The 18,019-nt window shown below is 73.7% G+C and carries 10 protein-coding genes and 1 pseudogene; 9 read left to right on the forward strand and 2 right to left on the reverse strand.

Annotation, left to right across the window (positions count from 1 at the left end; genetic code table 11):
• Nucleotides 1-246 precede the first annotated feature (246 nt).
• From L7D48_RS12980 to L7D48_RS13015, 8 genes are all read left to right on the forward strand, one after another.
• Nucleotides 247-387 (forward strand): hypothetical protein, encoded by a 141-nt coding sequence (locus L7D48_RS12980; protein WP_374492114.1) that lies wholly within the window; start codon nt 247-249, stop codon nt 385-387.
• Nucleotides 380-2,017: a transposase gene (locus tag L7D48_RS12985; protein WP_237879579.1), complete on the forward strand. Its 1,638-nt coding sequence runs from the start codon at nt 380-382 to the stop codon at nt 2,015-2,017. Before L7D48_RS12980 ends, L7D48_RS12985 begins: the two co-directional genes overlap by 8 nt.
• Nucleotides 2,018-2,143: 126 nt before the next feature.
• Nucleotides 2,144-4,594, forward strand: coding sequence for a SpoIIE family protein phosphatase (locus tag L7D48_RS12990; protein ID WP_237879580.1), 2,451 nt, complete (start codon nt 2,144-2,146; stop codon nt 4,592-4,594).
• A gap of 296 nt (nt 4,595-4,890) precedes the next feature.
• Complete coding sequence (locus L7D48_RS29445) at nt 4,891-6,066, forward strand: type II CAAX prenyl endopeptidase Rce1 family protein (protein WP_237879581.1); 1,176 nt, start codon at nt 4,891-4,893, stop codon at nt 6,064-6,066.
• Between the two features lie 209 nt (nt 6,067-6,275).
• Nucleotides 6,276-7,991: a cytochrome c oxidase subunit I gene (gene ctaD, locus L7D48_RS13000; RefSeq protein ID WP_237879582.1), complete on the forward strand. Its 1,716-nt coding sequence runs from the start codon at nt 6,276-6,278 to the stop codon at nt 7,989-7,991.
• A gap of 115 nt (nt 7,992-8,106) precedes the next feature.
• Nucleotides 8,107-8,526: a DUF2795 domain-containing protein gene (locus L7D48_RS13005; protein WP_237879583.1), complete on the forward strand. Its 420-nt coding sequence runs from the start codon at nt 8,107-8,109 to the stop codon at nt 8,524-8,526.
• Between the two features lie 206 nt (nt 8,527-8,732).
• Nucleotides 8,733-9,617 (forward strand): SDR family oxidoreductase, encoded by an 885-nt coding sequence (locus L7D48_RS13010; RefSeq protein ID WP_237879584.1) that lies wholly within the window; start codon nt 8,733-8,735, stop codon nt 9,615-9,617.
• Between the two features lie 137 nt (nt 9,618-9,754).
• Nucleotides 9,755-10,204 (forward strand): SRPBCC family protein, encoded by a 450-nt coding sequence (locus L7D48_RS13015; RefSeq protein WP_206347593.1) that lies wholly within the window; start codon nt 9,755-9,757, stop codon nt 10,202-10,204.
• 160 nt (nt 10,205-10,364) lie between these two features.
• On the opposite strand, the gene L7D48_RS13020 is transcribed toward L7D48_RS13015, so the two are convergent.
• Nucleotides 10,365-14,930 carry a cation-translocating P-type ATPase gene (locus L7D48_RS13020; RefSeq protein ID WP_237879585.1) on the reverse strand — a complete coding sequence of 1,522 codons (4,566 nt, stop codon included), beginning with the start codon at nt 14,928-14,930 and terminating at the stop codon, nt 10,365-10,367.
• Nucleotides 14,931-15,200: 270 nt separating this feature from the next.
• Between L7D48_RS13020 and L7D48_RS13025 the strand changes: the two genes are divergently transcribed.
• Nucleotides 15,201-17,774: an ATP-dependent Clp protease ATP-binding subunit gene (locus tag L7D48_RS13025; protein ID WP_237879586.1), complete on the forward strand. Its 2,574-nt coding sequence runs from the start codon at nt 15,201-15,203 to the stop codon at nt 17,772-17,774.
• Between the two features lie 139 nt (nt 17,775-17,913).
• Here L7D48_RS13025 and L7D48_RS13030 read toward each other — a convergent pair.
• Nucleotides 17,914-18,019: pseudogene (locus L7D48_RS13030) on the reverse strand (hemerythrin domain-containing protein); the annotation flags it as partial.

Raw genomic sequence — 18,019 nt, forward strand, 5'->3', positions numbered from 1 at the left:
CTCCCACCCCCGCCGCTCCCCGAAGGCGCGCGGGCGGCACCGTGATTCCCGCCCGGCTCACGGGGTAACCACCTGCTGGTCTTCGAAGTCGGGCAAGTGGGCGTAACCATGTATGAGTGGGTGTCGTTGTCGGAGCGTGAATCTGACGGAATGGGCGAAGACGCAGGGCATGCGTCCGCAGACCGCGTATCGCTGGTTCCGTGAGGGGGCGCTGCCGCCCTGTCCGCCACGGGCCGTCGCCTGCTGGTGCTGGGCGACGGCGAGGCCGAAGACGATCTGGTGCACGATGTGGTGGAGGTGCTGACGTCGTTCCGCGCCCGCCGGTACGGGCGCGGGTCGGCGAGGAACCGGGCTGGCAGGGCACTGGAAGCCGCCGAACATGGCTGACCTCCGCCCGATCGCCGCGCCGTTCGTCGTTCCCGGCCCGTCCGGTGTGACGGTTCGTACCCGGCTGAGGGACCTCACACCCGGGGATGAGAGGGTTCTGCGCCTGGTGGGGGCGCACCTGGGCTCGCTCGCCTCGAAGGACCTCAAGGCGCGTTGCGCCGGCGGCCTGAAGCACTCCACCCAGTCATGGGCGACCCGTAAACGGGACCTGACGGCCGAGTCGTCGTCCCGGTGGGCCGGGGCGATCACGAAGGCCACCCATGACCAGTGGGCACTCGCCCGGCGCGGCCAAGCCGCGCACATCCAGTCCCTCGAAGCCGGTATCACCACGATCCGGCACCGGCTGTCGCTGCCGGTCGGCCAGAAGGGCACCAAGCGGACTCCGGGCGGCTACCGCTGCGCGCACGAGTGGTTCCACAAAGCACGCCGCCTGCAGGTGCTTCAGGACCGGCTCGACCAGGTCCGGGCCGACCGGGAAGCGGGCCGGGTACGGGTCGTGCGTGGCGGCAGACGTCTGCTGGGCACCCGTCACCACCTCGACACCGCGCAGCTCACCGAGGCCCAGTGGCGTGAGCGGTGGGAAGCCGGGCGCTGGTTCCTCCAGGCAGACGGCGAGTCGGGGAAAGGGTTCGGCAACGAGACGATCCGCATCACGCCCGAAGGCGAGGTGTCGGTCAAGCTCCCGGCCCCGCTCGCCGGCCTGGCGAACGCCAGGCACGGCCGGTATGTACTCGCTGCGAAGGTGCGCCTGCCTTACCGGGGGCAGGAGTGGGCTGACCGTGTGGAGGCGAACCGGGCCGTGGCCTACCGCATCCACTACGACACAGGGCGCGGGCGCTGGTATGTGGAGGCCTCCTGGCAGATCCCTCCCACCAGGACCATCCCGCTCCAAGCCGCCCTCGTCGATGGCGTGATCGGCGTGGACACCAACGCCGATCACCTCGCCGCCTGGCGTCTCGACACTCACGGTAACCCGATCGGCCGGCCGCGCCGGTTCTTCTTCGACCTGTCCCAAGGCGCCCAGCACCGCGACGCCCAGGTACGGCACGCCCTCACGCGGCTGCTGAACTGGGCCAGGGCCTGCGGCGTCAGGGCCATCGCGGTGGAAGACCTCGACTTCCGGGCCGAGAAAACCAGAGAGAAGCACGGGCGCAAGCGCCGATTCCGGCAACTCATCTCCGGCATGCCGACCGGCAGGCTCCGCGCCCGGCTGACCTCCATGGCCGACGCCACAGGCATCGCGATCATCGCCGTGGACCCGGCCTACACGAGCAAGTGGGGCGCCCGGCACTGGCAGAAGCCGATGACCGGCCCCTCCCGTAAGACCACCCGGCACGATGCGGCGAGCATCGCGATCGGACGACGCGCCCAGGGGCACCCGATCCGGCGACGGACGACACCGCCCCGTGCACACCAGAGCGATGTGCACGGGCATCGGACCGTCCAGGCCGACCGGAGTGCCCCTGGGCGTGAGGGACCCCGCCCCCGCATTCCCGGACCACGGACACGATCCGTGCCGCCGGACGCGGCGAGTACGCGGGCGACCAGGACATCCACAACCGTTCGGGGTGTCCGCAGTGACCAGGTATGGGTCCAAGACCCACTCCTGCTCACTGTTCAGGAACGGTAACCGTCCGTCCTCGCGGTATGCACCCCGCCGGGCCGGTGTGCGGGCGGCCGTCGTCATGCGCACAGGCTCCGGTCGGGGTTGAATGGCCGGAAGTAGCGTCGCACTCCCATGGAGCGAGGCAGCCGAGTGAGCCCGACCACAGATCGTCACGATGCCGGCGCCGACCCCGCGCGGGGCGGCCCGGTGGTGTTCGTGCTGGACGGGGACGGGATCGTGCTGCGGTGCACGGACGGCGTGCTCGACCTGATCGGCCGTTCGGCCGACCAGGTCCGCGGACGGCCGATGGCGGAGTTCGCCACCGCGCCCGGCCCCTGGGACAGAGCGGCCGGCAACCCCGGTTCGGAGCCCGTGGAACTCCGCACGGCCCTGCGCCACCGGGACGGCACGCCGGTCGAGGTGGACGCCGAGGTGCTGCCGCTGCCCGCCGGCGGCGAGGCGCGCCTGCTGATGTGCGCCGCCCCGTCCGCCGCCGGCGGGCGGCGCTGGACGGAGGACCAGTCGCTCATCCGCGCGCTGTTCGGCCAGAGTCGCATCGGCCTGGTGATCCACGACACCGAGCTGCGCATGACCCGCGCGAACCTCGGTTCGGAGTTCTTCGGCATCCCCCTGCCCGCGAAGCCCTGGCAGCACACTCCAGGCCGGGACCTGCGGTCGATCCTCGTGCCGGAGGACGCCGCCGCGATCGAGGAGCAGTGGCGGCGGGTCCTGCGGACCGGCGAGGCGGTCATCGACTGGGAGCACTCGGCGCGGCGCCTGAAGGCTCCCGACCAGGAGCGGGTCCTGTCCTCCTCGGCCTTCCGGCTCGAGGACAGCCACGGCCGTGCCATCGGGGTCGCCGCGGTCTTCACCGACATCACCGAGCAGTACACCGCACGGCGGAGGCTGGCCCTTCTGCACGCCGCAGCCGCGCGGCTGGGGCAGACCCTGGACATCACCCGCAACTCCGAGGAGCTGACCCGCATCCTGGTGCCCGACTTCGCGGACCTGGCCTGTGTGGACCTGGTGGAGAAGGTGATCCAGGGGGACGACCCCGGGGCTTTCTCCGCCGGGACGCCGCTGCGCCGGATCGCGGTGGCCCCGGCGGACGGCTCCTGGCCGGCCGAGATGTACCAGCGCGGGGACTCCATCCACGCCAGGGATCTGGAGAGCGACGCCCTCCGCGACGGCCAGGCCGTGCTCGTGCCCGATCTGGCCGACCTGGGGAAGCGTCTGGTTCCCGACCCGGCGCGGCAGCGGCTGCTGTTCCCGGAGGCGGCCGCCTCGGCGCTGATCGTCCCGCTGCGCGCCCGGGGGCGGGTGCTGGGCGTGCTGGGTCTGTGGCGCGGCCGGGACCGGCTCCCCTTCGCGGTGAACGACGTCCCCCTGGCGGAGGAGGTCGCCTCCCGGGCCGCGCTCAGCGTGGAGAACTCCCGCCGGTACACCTCCGAGCTGCGTACCGTGGAGACCCTGCAGCGCAGTCTGCTGCCCCCGGCCGGAGGGGATTTCACCGCGGCCGAGACCGCCGGCACCTACGTACCGGCCGGCACCGCCGCGGGGATCGGCGGGAGCTGGTACGACGTCATCCCACTGTCCTCCACACGGGTCGCGTTCGTCATCGGCGACGTGGCCGGGCACGGGCTGGGCGCGACGGCCACCATGGGCCGGCTGCGCACCGCCGTGCAGACCCTCGCCGACCTCGACCTCCCTCCCGAGGAGCTCCTGACCCACCTCGACGACCTGGCCACCCGCCTGGCCTACACCGAACCGCAGCCGGACGGCAGCGCGGGCGGGGTCGTGGGGGCGAGCTGTCTGTACTGCGTCTACGACCCGGTCACCGGGCGCTGCGCGATGGCCAGCGCCGGCCATCCACCGCCGATCCTGACCAGCGCCGAAGGGCGCACCCGCCACGTGGACATCAAGCCCGGCCCCGCCCTGGGGGTGGGCGGCATGCCCTTCGAGCCCGTCGAACTCCACCTGGGTCCGGGCAGCGTACTGGCCTTCTACACCAACCAGTTGGTGGCCCACGACGAGACGTCCTCCGAGGGCCTGACGCGGCGGCTGCGAGAGAGTCTGCACGCCGCGGTGAAGGCCGGGGGCTCCCCCGCCGACATCGGACGCGCCGCCGTCGACCGGGTCCTGACCGAACCGGCGGCCGACGACATCGCCCTTCTCGTCGCCCGGGTGCGGGCACTGCCCGAAGGCGCCACCGTGGCCTGGCGGTTCACCGCCGACCCGACCGTCGTCGGCCAGGCCCGCGAGCTGGTCACCGCCCAGCTCACCGCCTGGGGCCTGGAGGAGATGGCCTTCACCACCGAGCTGATCGTCAGCGAACTGGTCACCAACGCCATCCGTTACGCCGGCTCCCCCATCGGGCTGCGGCTGATCAGGGACAAGACCCTGATCTGCGAGGTCTCCGACCCCAGCCAGACCCAGCCCCATCTGCGCCGGGCCCGGCTGACCGACGAGGGCGGCCGGGGGCTGTTCCTCATCGCCCAGCTCGCGCACCGCTGGGGCAGCCGCTACACCCCCTCCGGCAAGACCATCTGGACCGAGCAGGCGCTGGGCGCCGTCCCCGAGATCCCCCTGGACGTCTTCTGATTCCCGCCCGGCCGGGCTCCGCCGGAGGCCGGGCGGCCGGGCAGGGGCGGGCCGGGGGGACGGACGGCGAGCAGGTGCCACCCGCGCCCTGACGCGGCCTCACGGGCGCGTCTCCTCCGGGCCGTTCGGGTGGGGTTCTCGCGGAAGCCTCCGCCGGGCTCCACGGGACCTCGCGGCCGGATGCCGGCCTCACAGGTGTCGGCCGCCCGCGACCGGCTACCCGGATAGGGAGAGCCGTTTCCAGCACTCCTCGACAGCGCGGCCCTCCGCCGACGCCGACGTACGGGAGCACACCCGTGGCCCACATACCGCCGAACACCACCACGCGCGGCATCACGCGCGACACCGCACGCGGCCCGGCCCGCCGTCTCGCGCGTACCGCCGGTGCGCGGCGGGCCGAACGCGACCTGTGGGGGCTGCTGCTGGTGGCGTGCGCGGTGCCGCTCACCGGATCGGTGCTCGACTTCGCCCGGCTGTCCGGCGCACCGGTGGACGGGTGGTCCGGCGCGGTGCTTCCGTGGCTGCGGCTGCTGTGCTCGCTGGCCGCGGGCCGCTGGCTGGCCGGGCTGCTCGCACAGCGCCACGCGCCGCGGCTTCGTGGTGCCGCCCTCGCCGTGGCGGCCGTCGCCGGCGCCGCCCGCGTCGCCGATCTGGTGCGGGCCGGCGAGGTCCAGGGGGTGGTGGGCAGTGTCGCCACCACCGCCCTGCTGGCCTGGCTCTGCGGCGAGCTGGCGGCCCGGCACGGGGCCGGGTGGCGCGGGCTGGGGGTCGGTCCGTCCGGTGCGCGGCCCGCCGCCGAACGGCTGACGGCCGCGATGGTCTTCGGGGCGGTCTTCGTCCTCGCCTACACCACCGTCACCTGGATGGCGGGCCTCCAGAAGGGTCTGCCCGCGGCCGCGCCCTGGCTGCCCGTTCTGGACCGCGCCCAGAGCGCGGCACTGGGCTGGAGTGGCCCTGCGGACATGGTGGCCAACATCCTGTTCACGGGCGTCGCCGAGGAGATGGTGCTGGTGGGCGCCGTCGTCGTACTGGGCCGTGCGGCGGGACGCCCGCTGTGGGCGGCCTGCGCGCTCAGCCTGCTGCTGCGGGTGACGGCGCACCTGTACCTGGGCGTGCCCGGCATCGCCCTGCTGCTGCTCGGCTCGTGCGCCCTACTGCTCTACCTGCGCTGCCGCAGGCTCACTCCGCTGGTCGCCGGGCACATCGCCTACGACCTGACGGCCTCTTTCGCCCCTTCTCCCGAAGTGCTGGGCGACTGCGTCCTCGCCGTCCTGCTGGGCACCGGAGCGGCGTTCGCGGCATGGCTGCTGTGGTTCGCCCCGGCCGACCCCCGCGGCCGCGAGGCGCCCGGCGGGGAAGGCGGATCGCGCGGGGTCGTCCCCCCGGGGTCCGGCGGCCGCTCCGCGGGCGCTTCGGAGCCGGGCGCCCGGACGGTGCCGTTGCCGCCGACGGCTCGCGCGCGTAAGACATAGGACAGAGGACACAAAGGCATCATTCGTTTCACACGCCCACCGAAGGGTCAAAAGCCGGTGGAGCCGGGCGGCGGTGTTATCCACGTCGGGGCGGCCCGTCGGACGAGACCGCCCGTGGAGAAGGACGGGAACCGGGACCGCGGGAGCACGCCGGACAGGCGGCGCGTCCGGGACACCGGTCGGAGCTGGTGGGTCGAGAGGACACGGGCATGGCAGTGCGGACGGAAGAGCCGGAGCCGACGCAGGAGAAGAAGAAGAGAACCGTGGGAGCGGTGGTGGTCGAGTGGCTGACCACCACCGACCACAAGAAGATCGGCACCCTCTACCTCATCAGCTCCTTCGGCTTCTTCACGCTCGCCGGTGTGCTGGCCCTGCTGATCCGGGCCGAACTGGCCCGCCCCGGCACGCAGATCCTCTCCAACTACCAGTACAACCAGTCGTTCACGATGCACGGCGCGATCATGCTGCTGCTGTTCGCCACCCCGCTGTTCGCCGGCTTCGCGAACTGGATCATGCCGCTGCAGATCGGCGCGCCCGACGTGGCCTTCCCACGCCTGAACATGCTCGCCTACTGGCTCTACCTCTTCGGCGGGCTGATCGCGGTCTCCTCCTACCTCACACCCGACGGCGCGGCCGATTTCGGATGGACCGCGTACACCCCGCTGTCCGACGTCACCCGCACACCGCAGGTCGGCGGCGATCTGTGGATCATGGGCTTCGGCCTGGGCGGCTTCGGCACGATCCTGGGCGCGGTCAACTTCATCACCACGATCGTCTGCATGCGCGCCCCCGGCATGACGATGTTCCGGATGCCGATCTTCACCTGGAACGTGCTGCTGACCAGCGTGCTGGTCCTGCTGGCCTTCCCACCGCTCGCGGCGGCGCTGTTCGCCCTGGAGTCGGACCGGGTGTTCGGCTCGCACATCTTCGACCCGTCCAACGGCGGCGCGCTGCTGTGGCAGCACCTGTTCTGGTTCTTCGGCCACCCCGAGGTCTACATCATCGCGCTGCCGTTCTTCGGCATCATCACGGAGGTCGTCCCGGTCTTCAGCCGCAAGCCGATCTTCGGCTACATCGGCCTGATCGGCGCCACCATCGCCATCACCGGCCTGTCGATCACCGTGTGGGCGCACCACATGTTCGCCACCGGCGGTGTGCTGCTGCCGTTCTTCTCCTTCATGTCGTTCCTGATCGCGGTGCCCACCGGCGTGAAGTTCTTCAACTGGATCGGCACGATGTGGAAGGGCTCGCTGAGCTTCGAGACGCCGATGCTGTGGGCGATCGGCTTCCTGGTCACCTTCCTCTTCGGCGGTCTGACCGGCGTCATCCTGGCCTCCCCGCCGCTGGACTGGCATGTGACCGACTCCTACTTCGTGGTGGCGCACTTCCACTACGTGGTCTTCGGCACGGTCGTCTTCGCGATGTTCGCCGGCTTCCACTTCTGGTGGCCGAAGTTCACCGGGAGGATGCTCGACGAGCGGCTCGGCAAGATCACCTTCTGGGTGCTGTTCATCGGCTTCCACATGACTTTCCTGGTCCAGCACTGGCTGGGCGCGGAGGGCATGCCGCGCCGGTACGCCGACTACCTGGCGGCCGACGGCTTCACCGCGCTGAACACCGTCTCCAGCATCGGCTCGTTCCTGCTGGGTATGTCGTTCCTGGTGTTCTGGTACAACGTCTGGAAGACGGCGAAGTACGCGCCGAAGGTCGCCGTGGACGACCCGTGGGGCTACGGCCGCTCGCTGGAGTGGGCGACCTCCTGCCCGCCGCCGCGGCACAACTTCGTCACCCTGCCGAAGGTCCGCTCCGAGTCCCCGGCGTTCGACCTGCACCATCCGGACGTCGCGGCCATCGATCAGGCCGAGAACGTCGGGCGCAGGGACATCGCCGACGTCACCCCGGAGCGGCGCGGCGACATGGGGTGACCGCGGAGCCGAACGCAAAAGATCCGCAAACGGTGTAATCCAGGCATTCCCGGGAACGCGGTCCCCACGTCGGCGCACGCCGCCGACCAGCGCTTCGACCCTTCGGGAGGACGAGATGGCCACGCACGGGAAGAACAAGACCGGCGCCGCCCGGGACGACGAGCTCAAGCAGGAGATGGAGGGCGAGCTCCGCGCGGGCCGGTCCCTGCGCATGGAGGAGGACCACGAGCTCCAGCCCTCGGGCGAGGACCAGCCCGATGTGGACCGCGCGCCGAACACCGTGCTCACCGGCGGCACGCCTCCGGGGATGGACCAGAACGACGTCGAGGTCCGCAGCGAGCTGGCCCGGCACCTGGGCCTGGGGCTCTACCCGGCCGACCGCGACGCCGTACTCGGCAAACTGCGCGAGAACAACGCCCCCGACCGGCTGCTGGGTCTGGCGGAGAGGCTGCCGGCCGGGCAGGAGTTCCGGAACGTCCAGGACATCGCCCGGGCCCTCGGGCTGGGCGTCGAGGACACCAGCCACCGCACCTGACGGCGACGGCCCGGGTACGCCTCCCGCCGGGACGGGCGGACACCGCGTCCACCCGGACGCCGCGCCCGCCCGGAGCCCGAGGGCTCCGGGCGGGCGCGGCGTCCTGCGGGGGCGGGCGTCCGCCGTGGTGGCGGGCGGCGGCAGCGAGGAGAGCCGGGGAACCGGCGGCACGGAAGAGACGGCGAGACGGAGGAAGAAAGGCGGACATGAGCGACCAGGAGCAGCAGGACCCCACCCGGAAGCACCCGCGGCCGGAGTTCCCCCAGCAGGATCAGCCGCACCCCGGCCTGACCGGGCGGATGGAACCCGAGCCCGACCACGGCGAGTCGTCCTACCGGGGCAGCGGCCGCCTGACGGACCGGAAGACGGTCGTCACCGGCGGCGACTCGGGCATCGGACGCGCCGTGGCCCTCGCCTTCGCACGGGAGGGCGCGGACGTGCTGTTCACCTACCTCGCCCAGGAGGAGAAGGACGCCCGGGAGACGGCGCGGCTGGTCGAGGAGGCCGGCCGGAAGGCCGTGCCCCTGCTGTGCGACATCCGCGAGGAGTCCGAGTGCCGCCGGCTGGTGGAACGGGCGGTGGCGGAGTTCGGGCGCATCGACGTCCTGGTGAACAACGCGGCCTTCCAGATGGCGCAGCCCGAGAGCATCGAAGGTATCGACACCGAGCAGTTCGACCGGACGATGCGCACCAACCTCTACGGCATGTTCTGGCTCTCCAAGCTGTCCCTGCCCCACATCCCCTCGGGTGGCAGCATCATCAACACCACCTCGGTGCAGGGGTACAAGCCCAGCCCCCATCTGCTCGACTACGCGATGACCAAGGGCGCCATCGTCACCTTCACCCAGGGACTCGCCCAGTACCTGGCCGAGCGGGGGATCCGGGTCAACGCCGTCGCCCCGGGGCCGGTGTGGACCCCGCTGATCCCCGCGACGATGCCCGACACCTCGGAGTTCGGCGCGCAGTCCCCGCTGGGGCGGCCCGCCCAGCCCGCCGAGATGGCCCCGGCCTATGTCTTCCTGGCCTCCCAGGAGGCGAGTTACATCACCGCCGAGGTCGTCAACGCCACCGGCGGAACCCCGCTGCCCTGACGCCCCGCCGGCAGGCCCCGCGGACCTGACGGGTGTTCACCGAACACACCCGCATGGCCGTACCCGTTCCGGGTAGGCGTGAGGCAACGACACAAAGCGTCACATACCGGTCATCACAGCGAGAGAAGGGATGCTGGATGTCTCACGTCGAGGAGTCGATCGAGGTCCGCGTGCCGGTGCGCACCGCGTACAACCAGTGGACCCAGTTCGAGAGCTTCCCCGAGTTCATGGAAGGCGTCGAGCGGGTCGAGCAGAAGGACGACACACTGACCCACTGGGTGACGAAGGTCGCCGGCGCCGAGCGGGAGTTCGACGCCCGCATCACCGAGCAGATCCCGGACGAGCGGGTGGCGTGGACGACGGTCGACGGCGAGGCCAAGCAGGCCGGTGTGGTCACCTTCCACCGGCTGGACGACAGCACGACCAAGGTGATGCTCCAGATGGACCACGACCCCGAGGGCGCGACGGACACCGTCGGCGACAAGCTCGGCGTGGTCCGCCACCGCGCCAAGGGCGACCTGAAGCGGTTCAAGGAGTTCATCGAGAAGCGTGGCGCGGAGACGGGCGCCTGGCGCGGCCAGGTCTGACCCGGTCCTCCGACCGCGAGGGGGCTCCTCACCCCCTGTCATGTGGCCGCGGCCCGTGACCGCCTCCACGGTGGTCACGGGCCGCGGTTTCTTCCGCGGTTCTCCCATGCGCGCGGGAGGGGGCGTACGGCATGCCGTACGCCCCCTCCCGCGCGCGGGCTCACTCCCCCGGCCGCTGCGGTGTCCCGTCCTTTCCCCCGTCGGGCTCCCCTGCCGTCTCCCCGGCCTGCTCCGGCGGGGCCCACCCCTCCGGTTCCGGCACCAGCCTGCGCACCACCGGGCCCGCGGCGGCGCCCAGCAGCGTGGCCGTGGTGATCGAGCCGAGGGTGATGCCCCAGGCGACGGGACCGAGCGGGGTGCAGCCGAAGAACTGGCTGACCCCGGGCGTCTGGATGACCCCCACCAGGGCCGCGGCCGAACCGATCCCGGCCGTCAGCACATTGCGGTCCAGCCCGCCGGTGAGCAGCGTCTGCGCGAGCTGGGTGCCCACCACCGAGGCCAGGGCCACCGTCCCGGCGCGCCGTCCCCGCCCGGTGAGCCTGGCCGCGCCCCAGGCCAGCCCGGCGCCGAGCGTGGTGGTGGCGCCGCGCAGCAGCACCTCCTGGCTCAGGCCGGCGCCCAGGGAGCGGTCCGGGCCCTCGCTCAGCAGCCGCTCGCCGGCCTCCGTCGCCGGTTCGCGCACCGCGATGGCCAGCGCCGGGGCGAGGTCGGTGAGGAGGTTGACGAGCATGATCTGGCGGGCGTTCAGGGGCGAGCTGCCGGTCAGTGCGGCGGCCAGCACGCTGAAGGCCACCTCCCCGAGGTTGCCGCCGACGAGGATGGCCAGCGCGTCGCGCACCGAGCCCCACATCGCGCGGCCCTCCAGCAGCGCGGCGATGATCGTCTCCAGCCGGTCGTCGCCGACGACCAGATCGGCGGCGGCGGTCGCGGCGGGCGTGCCGCGCCGCCCGAGCGCGATGCCCACGTCCGCCAGCCGGATGGCCGGGGCGTCGTTGGCGCCGTCCCCGGTCATCGCCACCACCCGCCCGATGCGCTGGTACGCCTGGACGATGCGGACCTTGTGGTGGGGGCTGCACCGGGCGATGACGTCGAGCGTGGGCAGCAGTTCGTCGAGTTCCTCGTCGCTCAGCTCGTCGATCTCGGCGCCCGTGCACACCTTCTGGTCGGGGTCCTCGCTGACGGTGGCCGCGATGGCGTCCGCGGTGGCGGGGTGGTCGCCGGTGAGCATCACCGTCTGCACCCCGGCCGCCCGCAGCCGCGCGGTGGCCGGCGCGGCCGAGGAGCGCACCGGGTCGGCCAGGGCCACGAAACCGAGGAACGTCAGACCGGCGACGGCCTCGTCGGTGAGGTCCTCCCCCGTCTCCAGCGGGCGCTCCGCCACGGCCAGCACCCGCCGCCCGGCGCCGGCGAGTTCCTCGGCCGCGCCGGTCAGGCGCTCGCGGGCCGCCGCGTCGAGCTCCTTCTCCTTCCCGGCGTCCTTCCCACCGCTCCCCTCCCGCAGCCGGATGCAGCGCTCCAGCACGTTCTCGGGCGCGCCCTTGACGCTGAGCAGCATTCCGCGCGAGGTACGGCCGGCGGTGGCGTGGTAGGCGCGGGACGGCTCGAACGGCAGGGCGTCGGTGCGCCGCCACTGCGGCGCGCCCTGGCGTACGGCCACCTTCGCGCGCCGGGCCCCGGCCACCACCGCGCGGTCGGTCTGGTGCTCCATGGGCTCGGAGGCGCGGGCCGGCGGGGTGGCGCGCAGCGCGGCGCCCAGGATCTGCTTGCGGGCGGCGTCGAGCCGGTCGGCGGGCAGCTCGCGCCGGCCGTCGCTGACGGCGGCCAGCTGCAGATCGCCCTCGGTGAGGGTGCCGGTCTTGTCGAAGCAGAGCACGTCGGCGCGGCCGAGCGCCTCGATGGTGCGGGGGTTGCGCACCAGCGCGCCGTGGTCGGCCAGGCGGCGGGCGGCGGCGAGCTGCGCCGCGTTGACCAGCAGCGGCAGCCCCTCGGGCACGGAGGCGACGGCCAGGTTCACCGCCGAGGCGAGCGTGTCCGCCAGAGGGCGGCCGTGCAGCAGCCCGGATCCGGCGACCGCGGCGGCCGAGCCGAGTGCCAGCGGCAGGCTGGTCTTCGTCAGGGCGTGCAGCCGCGACTCCACCCCGGTGTCGGGGGCCTTCTGGCGGGCGGTGGCCAGGCTGCGCCCGACCTCGGTGGCCGATCCGGTGGCCACCACGACGGCCACCGCGGTGCCCGCCGAGACGGTGGTGCCCTCGTAGAGCATCGAGCGGCGGTCGGCGATCTGCGCGGCGACCACCGGCGCCGGGTCCTTGGCCACCGGCAGGGACTCGCCGGTCAGCGAGGACTCGTCGACCTCCAGCCCCTCGCCCCGCAGCAGCCGGCAGTCGGCGGGGACGACCTCCTGGGAGCGCAGCACCACCACGTCCCCGACCACCAGGTCTCCCGCGGCCACCAGACGCTCGGCCCCGCCGCGCCGCACCCGCGCGCCGATCGCCGAGCGGGCGAACAGCTCCTCCAGCGCCTTGTCGGTCCTGACCCGCTGGACGGCGCCCACCAGGGCGGACGCGCCGGTGATGCCGGCCACCAGCGCCGCGTCGGTGCGCGAGCCCACGGCCGCCGACAGTGCGGCGCCCGCCGCGAGCACCGGGGTGAGCGGGTTGGCCAGCTCCTCGATGAACGCGGCCGGCAGGCCGATGCGCGCCGGCTGCCCGGAGGTGGTGTCCCGGCCCGCCCGCTGCTCGGCCTCCTCCCTGCTCAGGCCCTCGTCGGTGCTGCCCAGCCGCTCCAGTACGCGGGCGGCGGGCATCAGATGCCAGGGAGTGGTCTCCGCCGGCGGGGTGACCGGGCGGGACAGCAGCTGCCGGGCCCGCCAGGTGCCCAGGCAGAACGCCGCGGTTCCGGCGCCGGTGCCCGCCGCGGCGCCGCGGGCCGTCGCCCGCTGGGGAGGCGCCTGGAGGGCCGCGACGGCGCCGACGCCGCTGCCGCCCGCGGCCAGGAACCGGCTCTCCCGGTCGACCTGGGCCGCCACCCCGACCGCGTCCACGACCAGGCCGGCCGACTCCAGGTCGGTGCCGATCAGGATGTGCGCGCCCCAGGCCGGCGGCTCGCCCTCGCGGTGCACGCCGATTCCGCAGTCGGCGGCGGCCAGCGCCCGCCGGTCGCCCGACAGCAGCAGCACCACCGCGCCGTCCGCCTGCAGCCCGCGCAGGGAGGCGGTGAGGCGGTCCCCGCCGGGGACGACGGCGTCGGCGAAGCCGAACGCCGGCTCGGGGCGGGCACTGGCCAGGACCACACGCGCCCCGGCCCGGCGGGCCGCGGCCGCCACCGCGTCCGCGCCCGGGGCCTTCTGCCGGGCCAGGCCGGCGACGGCCTCCAGCCGCCTGCCCCTGGCCAGGCCCAGGACGCTCTCGCTGCCCTGCCGGCGCAACCGGGCCGCCGCCCGCGCCCCCTTGCGCCCGGTCAGCTCCAGCTCCTCCAGCGGGCCCAGGACCCAGCCGTCCTCGTCCCGGTGGGTCTCGCCGATCCTCTCGGGGGCGAAGAGCGCGAAGAGCCGTTCGGCGGCCTCCCGGGGCTCGGCGCCCTCCAGCGGCACCAGATCGGCCAGTTCGTGGTGGCTGCCGCTGAGCGCCTCCTCGTCCAGCACGACGGTGTCCGTCTGGCCCAGCCTGCGCAGCACGCTCCGGTCCATGACGGTCGCCCCCCGCAGTGCCAGGGCGCGGCCGAGTGTGGTGGCGAAGCCCTCCCGGCCCGCGTCCGGGGCCTTGGGCACACCGGAGAGCGCCACCGCCAGCCCGCGCCGCGGTCCGGCGAACGGCGCGGTCGCCGCCCCGGCCGCGGCCGTCAGCGCCATCGAGCGCTCGACGTAGCGGTCGACGGCGTCGGGGGGCGGGGGCACGGGCCGCTCCACCGCGACCGGGCCGGCCGCCGCGTCCCCGGGGCTGCCCACCAGCCGCGCCTCGGCCTCCTCCCACGCCCTGCGGTAGGCCCCGGCCTCCCGCCACTGCGCCATGCGTTCCACGACGTCGAGCACGAGGCCGCCGCCGCGCGTGGCCACGCCCTGGGTCAGGGCGGTGAGGACCGGCAGCAGGGAGTCCGCCTGCTGCGGGTCGTGCAGCCCCCTGGCGACCAGTCGCCTCAGCCGGGGGTGGCGGGCCACGGCCCCGGTGAGGGCCGCCACCTCGGGCGGCAGCGGCGTCCAGGGGGCCACCCGGTTGAGCGTGGACAGCCCCAGACCCACCACGTCGGCCGCCAGGGCGGTGACGGACTGGCCGGTCCGCGGTCCCTCGCAGGGGTGGTGCGGCTCCTGGCACCACTCCTCGTGCTCCTCGTCCGCGCAGGGGACGTGCCCCTCCGCGCGCTCCACCAGCGCCACCAGTTCGCGTTCGGGCGGCGGCGGGGACTCCAGTGCCACCACCACCCGCCCCGACGGCGCGTTCACCCGCGCCCACAGCACCCCGGGATGCCGTTCCAGGACGCGTTCCACGCGCTGGGCGGTCCGCTCGCCCTCCGGGGTGTTGACCCCGTGGACGGCGATGTAGCAGCGTCCCGGCCGGGACCACACGGCCCGGCGCGACAGTCCCATGAACTGTCCGGCCAGCCGGCCTGCGGTGCCCACCGCCTCACGCGCCCCGGCCCTCACCCCCTGCGGCACCAGATCGGCCGGCGAAGGCCCCGGCAGACGCAGACCCGGCAGCCCCGGCACACCCGGCAGACCCGACAGCAACGACATCGACCGTGTCCTCCCGACCCCGAACCGACAGACGGACCCGCGGGCGATCCCACGGGCATGCGGCACCGCCGGCGAAGACCGTGCCGGAGAAGTCGCACGCTCCGGATAACCCCGTACGCCCGGCTCACACCTGCCGCCCGCGGCGCTTGTGGACAAGTGGGGCCGTACCCGACGTGTCGTACCGGCCCGAGGGGGAACCCCGGTGCGTCGAGACAGACGCACCGAGACAGCAGCGCGGCCCGGACCGCCGGGCCGGCGGGATGGACATCTATGACCAGCGGGTACATGGGTCCCGAGGACTTCGGCCGGGATCCGCTCGGAGAGTTCCTCGCGCGCTTCCTGGGCGCCTCGTCGTCGGGCGGGCAGCGGCCGGGGCCCCGGTACTTCGACTTCGTGCGGCTGATGAGCGAGCCCGCCCGGCAGCTCGTCTCCTCCGCGGCGTCCTACGCCGCGCAGCACGGCAGCACCGACCTCAACACCGAGCACCTGCTGCGGGCGGCGCTCACCACCGACCCGACCCGCGCCATGGTCTCCCGCGCCGGCGGCGATCCCGACACCATCGTCTCCGAGATCGACCGGCACGCCGGTGACGGTCCGCCGCGCTCCTCCATCTCCGTCAGCCCCGCCGTCAAGCGCGCCCTGATGGACGCCCACCAGGTCGCCCGCTCCTCCGGTTCGTCCTACATCGGCCCGGAGCACGTGCTGGTGGCCCTGGCCGCCAACCGGGACTCCGCGGCCGGCCAGATCCTCAACGCCGCCCACTTCGATCCGCGCTCCGGGCTCCCGGAGGGGCCGCAGCCCGGCGGCCCGGGCCCGGCCGGCGAACGCCCGCCCGCCCCCGGAGGGCGGCCGGGAGGAGGCAGCACGCCGAACCTGGACAAGTTCGGCCGCGACCTGACCGAACTCGCCCGCGAGGGCCGCATCGACCCGGTGATCGGCCGCGACGAGCAGATCGAGCAGACCATCGAGATCCTGGCCCGGCGGGGCAAGAACAACCCGGTGCTGATCGGCGAGGCGGGCGTCGGCAAGACCGCCATCGTGGAGGGCCTGGCCCAGCGCATCGCCGACGGCGACGTGCCGGACAACCTGCTGGGCCGCCGCGTCGTCCAGCTCGACTTCGCGGGCGTGGTCGCCGGCACCCGCTACCGCGGCGACTTCGAGGAGCGGCTCAGCGGCATCATCGACGAGATCCGCGAGCACACCGACGAGCTGATCGTCTTCATCGACGAGCTGCACACGGTGGTGGGCGCCGGGGGCGGCGGCGAGAGCGGCGCGATGGACGCCAGCAACATGCTCAAGCCGGCCCTGTCCCGCGGCGAGCTGCACGTCATCGGCGCCACCACACTGGAGGAGCACCGCCGCCACATCGAGAAGGACGCCGCGCTGGCCCGCCGTTTCCAGCCCGTCCTGGTCCCCGAGCCGACCACGGCCGACGCCGTGGAGATCCTGCGGGGGCTGCGCGACCGCTACGAGGCGCACCACCAGGTCCGCTACAGCGACGAGGCGCTGCTGGCGGCCGTGGAGCTGTCCGACCGCTATCTGACCGACCGCTTCCTGCCGGACAAGGCGATCGACCTGATGGACCAGGCCGGCGCGCGGGTGCGGCTGCGCTCCTCCACCCGGGGCACCGACGTGCGGGCCCTGGAACGCGAGGCCGAGCAGCTGCGGCGCGACAAGGACCAGGCGGTGGCCGACGAGGACTACGAGCGCGCCAGGGAGCTGCGCGACCGCCTGGCGGAGGTGGAGCGGCAGGCCGCCGAGGGGGACGGGAGGCAGCCGGTGGGTGACCGTATCGCCGAGGTCGGTGTGGAGGACATCGCCGACATCGTCTCCCGGCAGACCGGCATCCCCGTCAGCACCCTCACCCAGGAGGAGAAGGCCCGGCTGCTGGGCCTGGAGGAGCACCTGCACCGGCGGGTGGTGGGCCAGGACGAGGCGGTCTCCGTGGTCGCGGACGCCGTGCTGCGCTCGCGGGCCGGGCTGTCCAGCCCCGACCGCCCGATCGGCAGCTTCCTCTTCCTCGGCCCCACCGGTGTGGGCAAGACCGAACTGGCCCGTGCGCTGGCGGAGGCGCTGTTCGGCACCGACGACCGGATGGTGCGCCTGGACATGAGCGAGTACCAGGAGCGGCACACCGTCAGCCGCCTGGTCGGCGCACCGCCCGGGTACGTCGGCCACGAGGAGGCCGGTCAGCTCACCGAGGCGGTGCGCCGCCACCCGTACTCGCTGCTGCTGCTGGACGAGGTGGAGAAGGCGCACCCGGACGTCTTCAACATCCTGCTCCAGGTGCTGGACGACGGGCGGCTGACGGACTCCCAGGGCCGCACGGTGGACTTCACCAACACCGTCATCGTGATGACCAGCAACCTCGGCTCCGAGGCCATCACCGGACGCGGCGGCGCGCTGGGTTTCTCCTCCGGCGCGGCGGGCGGCGAGGCCGACGAGGCGGCCCGCCGCGAGCGGGTGCTGCGCCCGCTGCGCGAGCACTTCCGTCCGGAGTTCCTCAACCGCATCGACGAGATCGTGGTCTTCAGGCAGCTCTCCGACGAGCAGCTGCGGCGGATCACGGACATGCTGCTGGACGAGACGCGGCGGCGGCTGCACGCCCAGGACGTGGAGGTCGACTTCACCCCGCAGGCCGTGGAGTGGCTGGCCCGGCACGGCTACCAGCCGGAGTACGGGGCCCGGCCGCTGCGCCGCACCATCCAGCGGGAGGTGGACAACCAGCTCTCGCGGATGCTGCTGGGCGGCGAGCTGGCGCCGCACACCCGGCTGCGGGTGGACGTGTCGGACGGCGCTCTGGTCTTCCGCCGGGACCGGGCGGCCGCGCCGACGGCGCCGTAGGCGGCGCGCGCCCGGGCGCGCGCCCGGGCGCGCGCCCGGGCGCGCGCCCGGACCACGTGCGGCGGCCGCCGCTCCCGGGTGGGAGCGGCGGCCGCCGCACGTGGTCCGGTGGGTGGGCCCGGTCAGCCCTCAGCGGCCCTCACTGCCCCTTGCCCCGGCCGGTGAGGGCGTCGCGGAGCCGGTCGACCATGCCCGCGCCGGCGTCCATGACCTTGTTGGCCGGCGGGGTGTCGGGGGCCGAGGGG

Source organism: Streptomyces sp. ICN903 (genome assembly GCF_022015835.1).
GTDB lineage: Bacteria > Actinomycetota > Actinomycetes > Streptomycetales > Streptomycetaceae > Streptomyces > Streptomyces fenghuangensis.

Coding starts and splice junctions, on each gene's coding strand:
- L7D48_RS13005 (WP_237879583.1), top strand. CDS start 8,107: ATGGCCACGCACGGGAAGAACAAGACCGGCGCCGCCCGGGACGACGAG.
- L7D48_RS13020 (WP_237879585.1), bottom strand. CDS start 14,930: ATGTCGTTGCTGTCGGGTCTGCCGGGTGTGCCGGGGCTGCCGGGTCTG.
- L7D48_RS13010 (WP_237879584.1), top strand. CDS start 8,733: ATGAGCGACCAGGAGCAGCAGGACCCCACCCGGAAGCACCCGCGGCCG.
- L7D48_RS12985 (WP_237879579.1), top strand. CDS start 380: ATGGCTGACCTCCGCCCGATCGCCGCGCCGTTCGTCGTTCCCGGCCCG.
- ctaD (WP_237879582.1), top strand. CDS start 6,276: ATGGCAGTGCGGACGGAAGAGCCGGAGCCGACGCAGGAGAAGAAGAAG.
- L7D48_RS13015 (WP_206347593.1), top strand. CDS start 9,755: ATGTCTCACGTCGAGGAGTCGATCGAGGTCCGCGTGCCGGTGCGCACC.
- L7D48_RS13025 (WP_237879586.1), top strand. CDS start 15,201: ATGACCAGCGGGTACATGGGTCCCGAGGACTTCGGCCGGGATCCGCTC.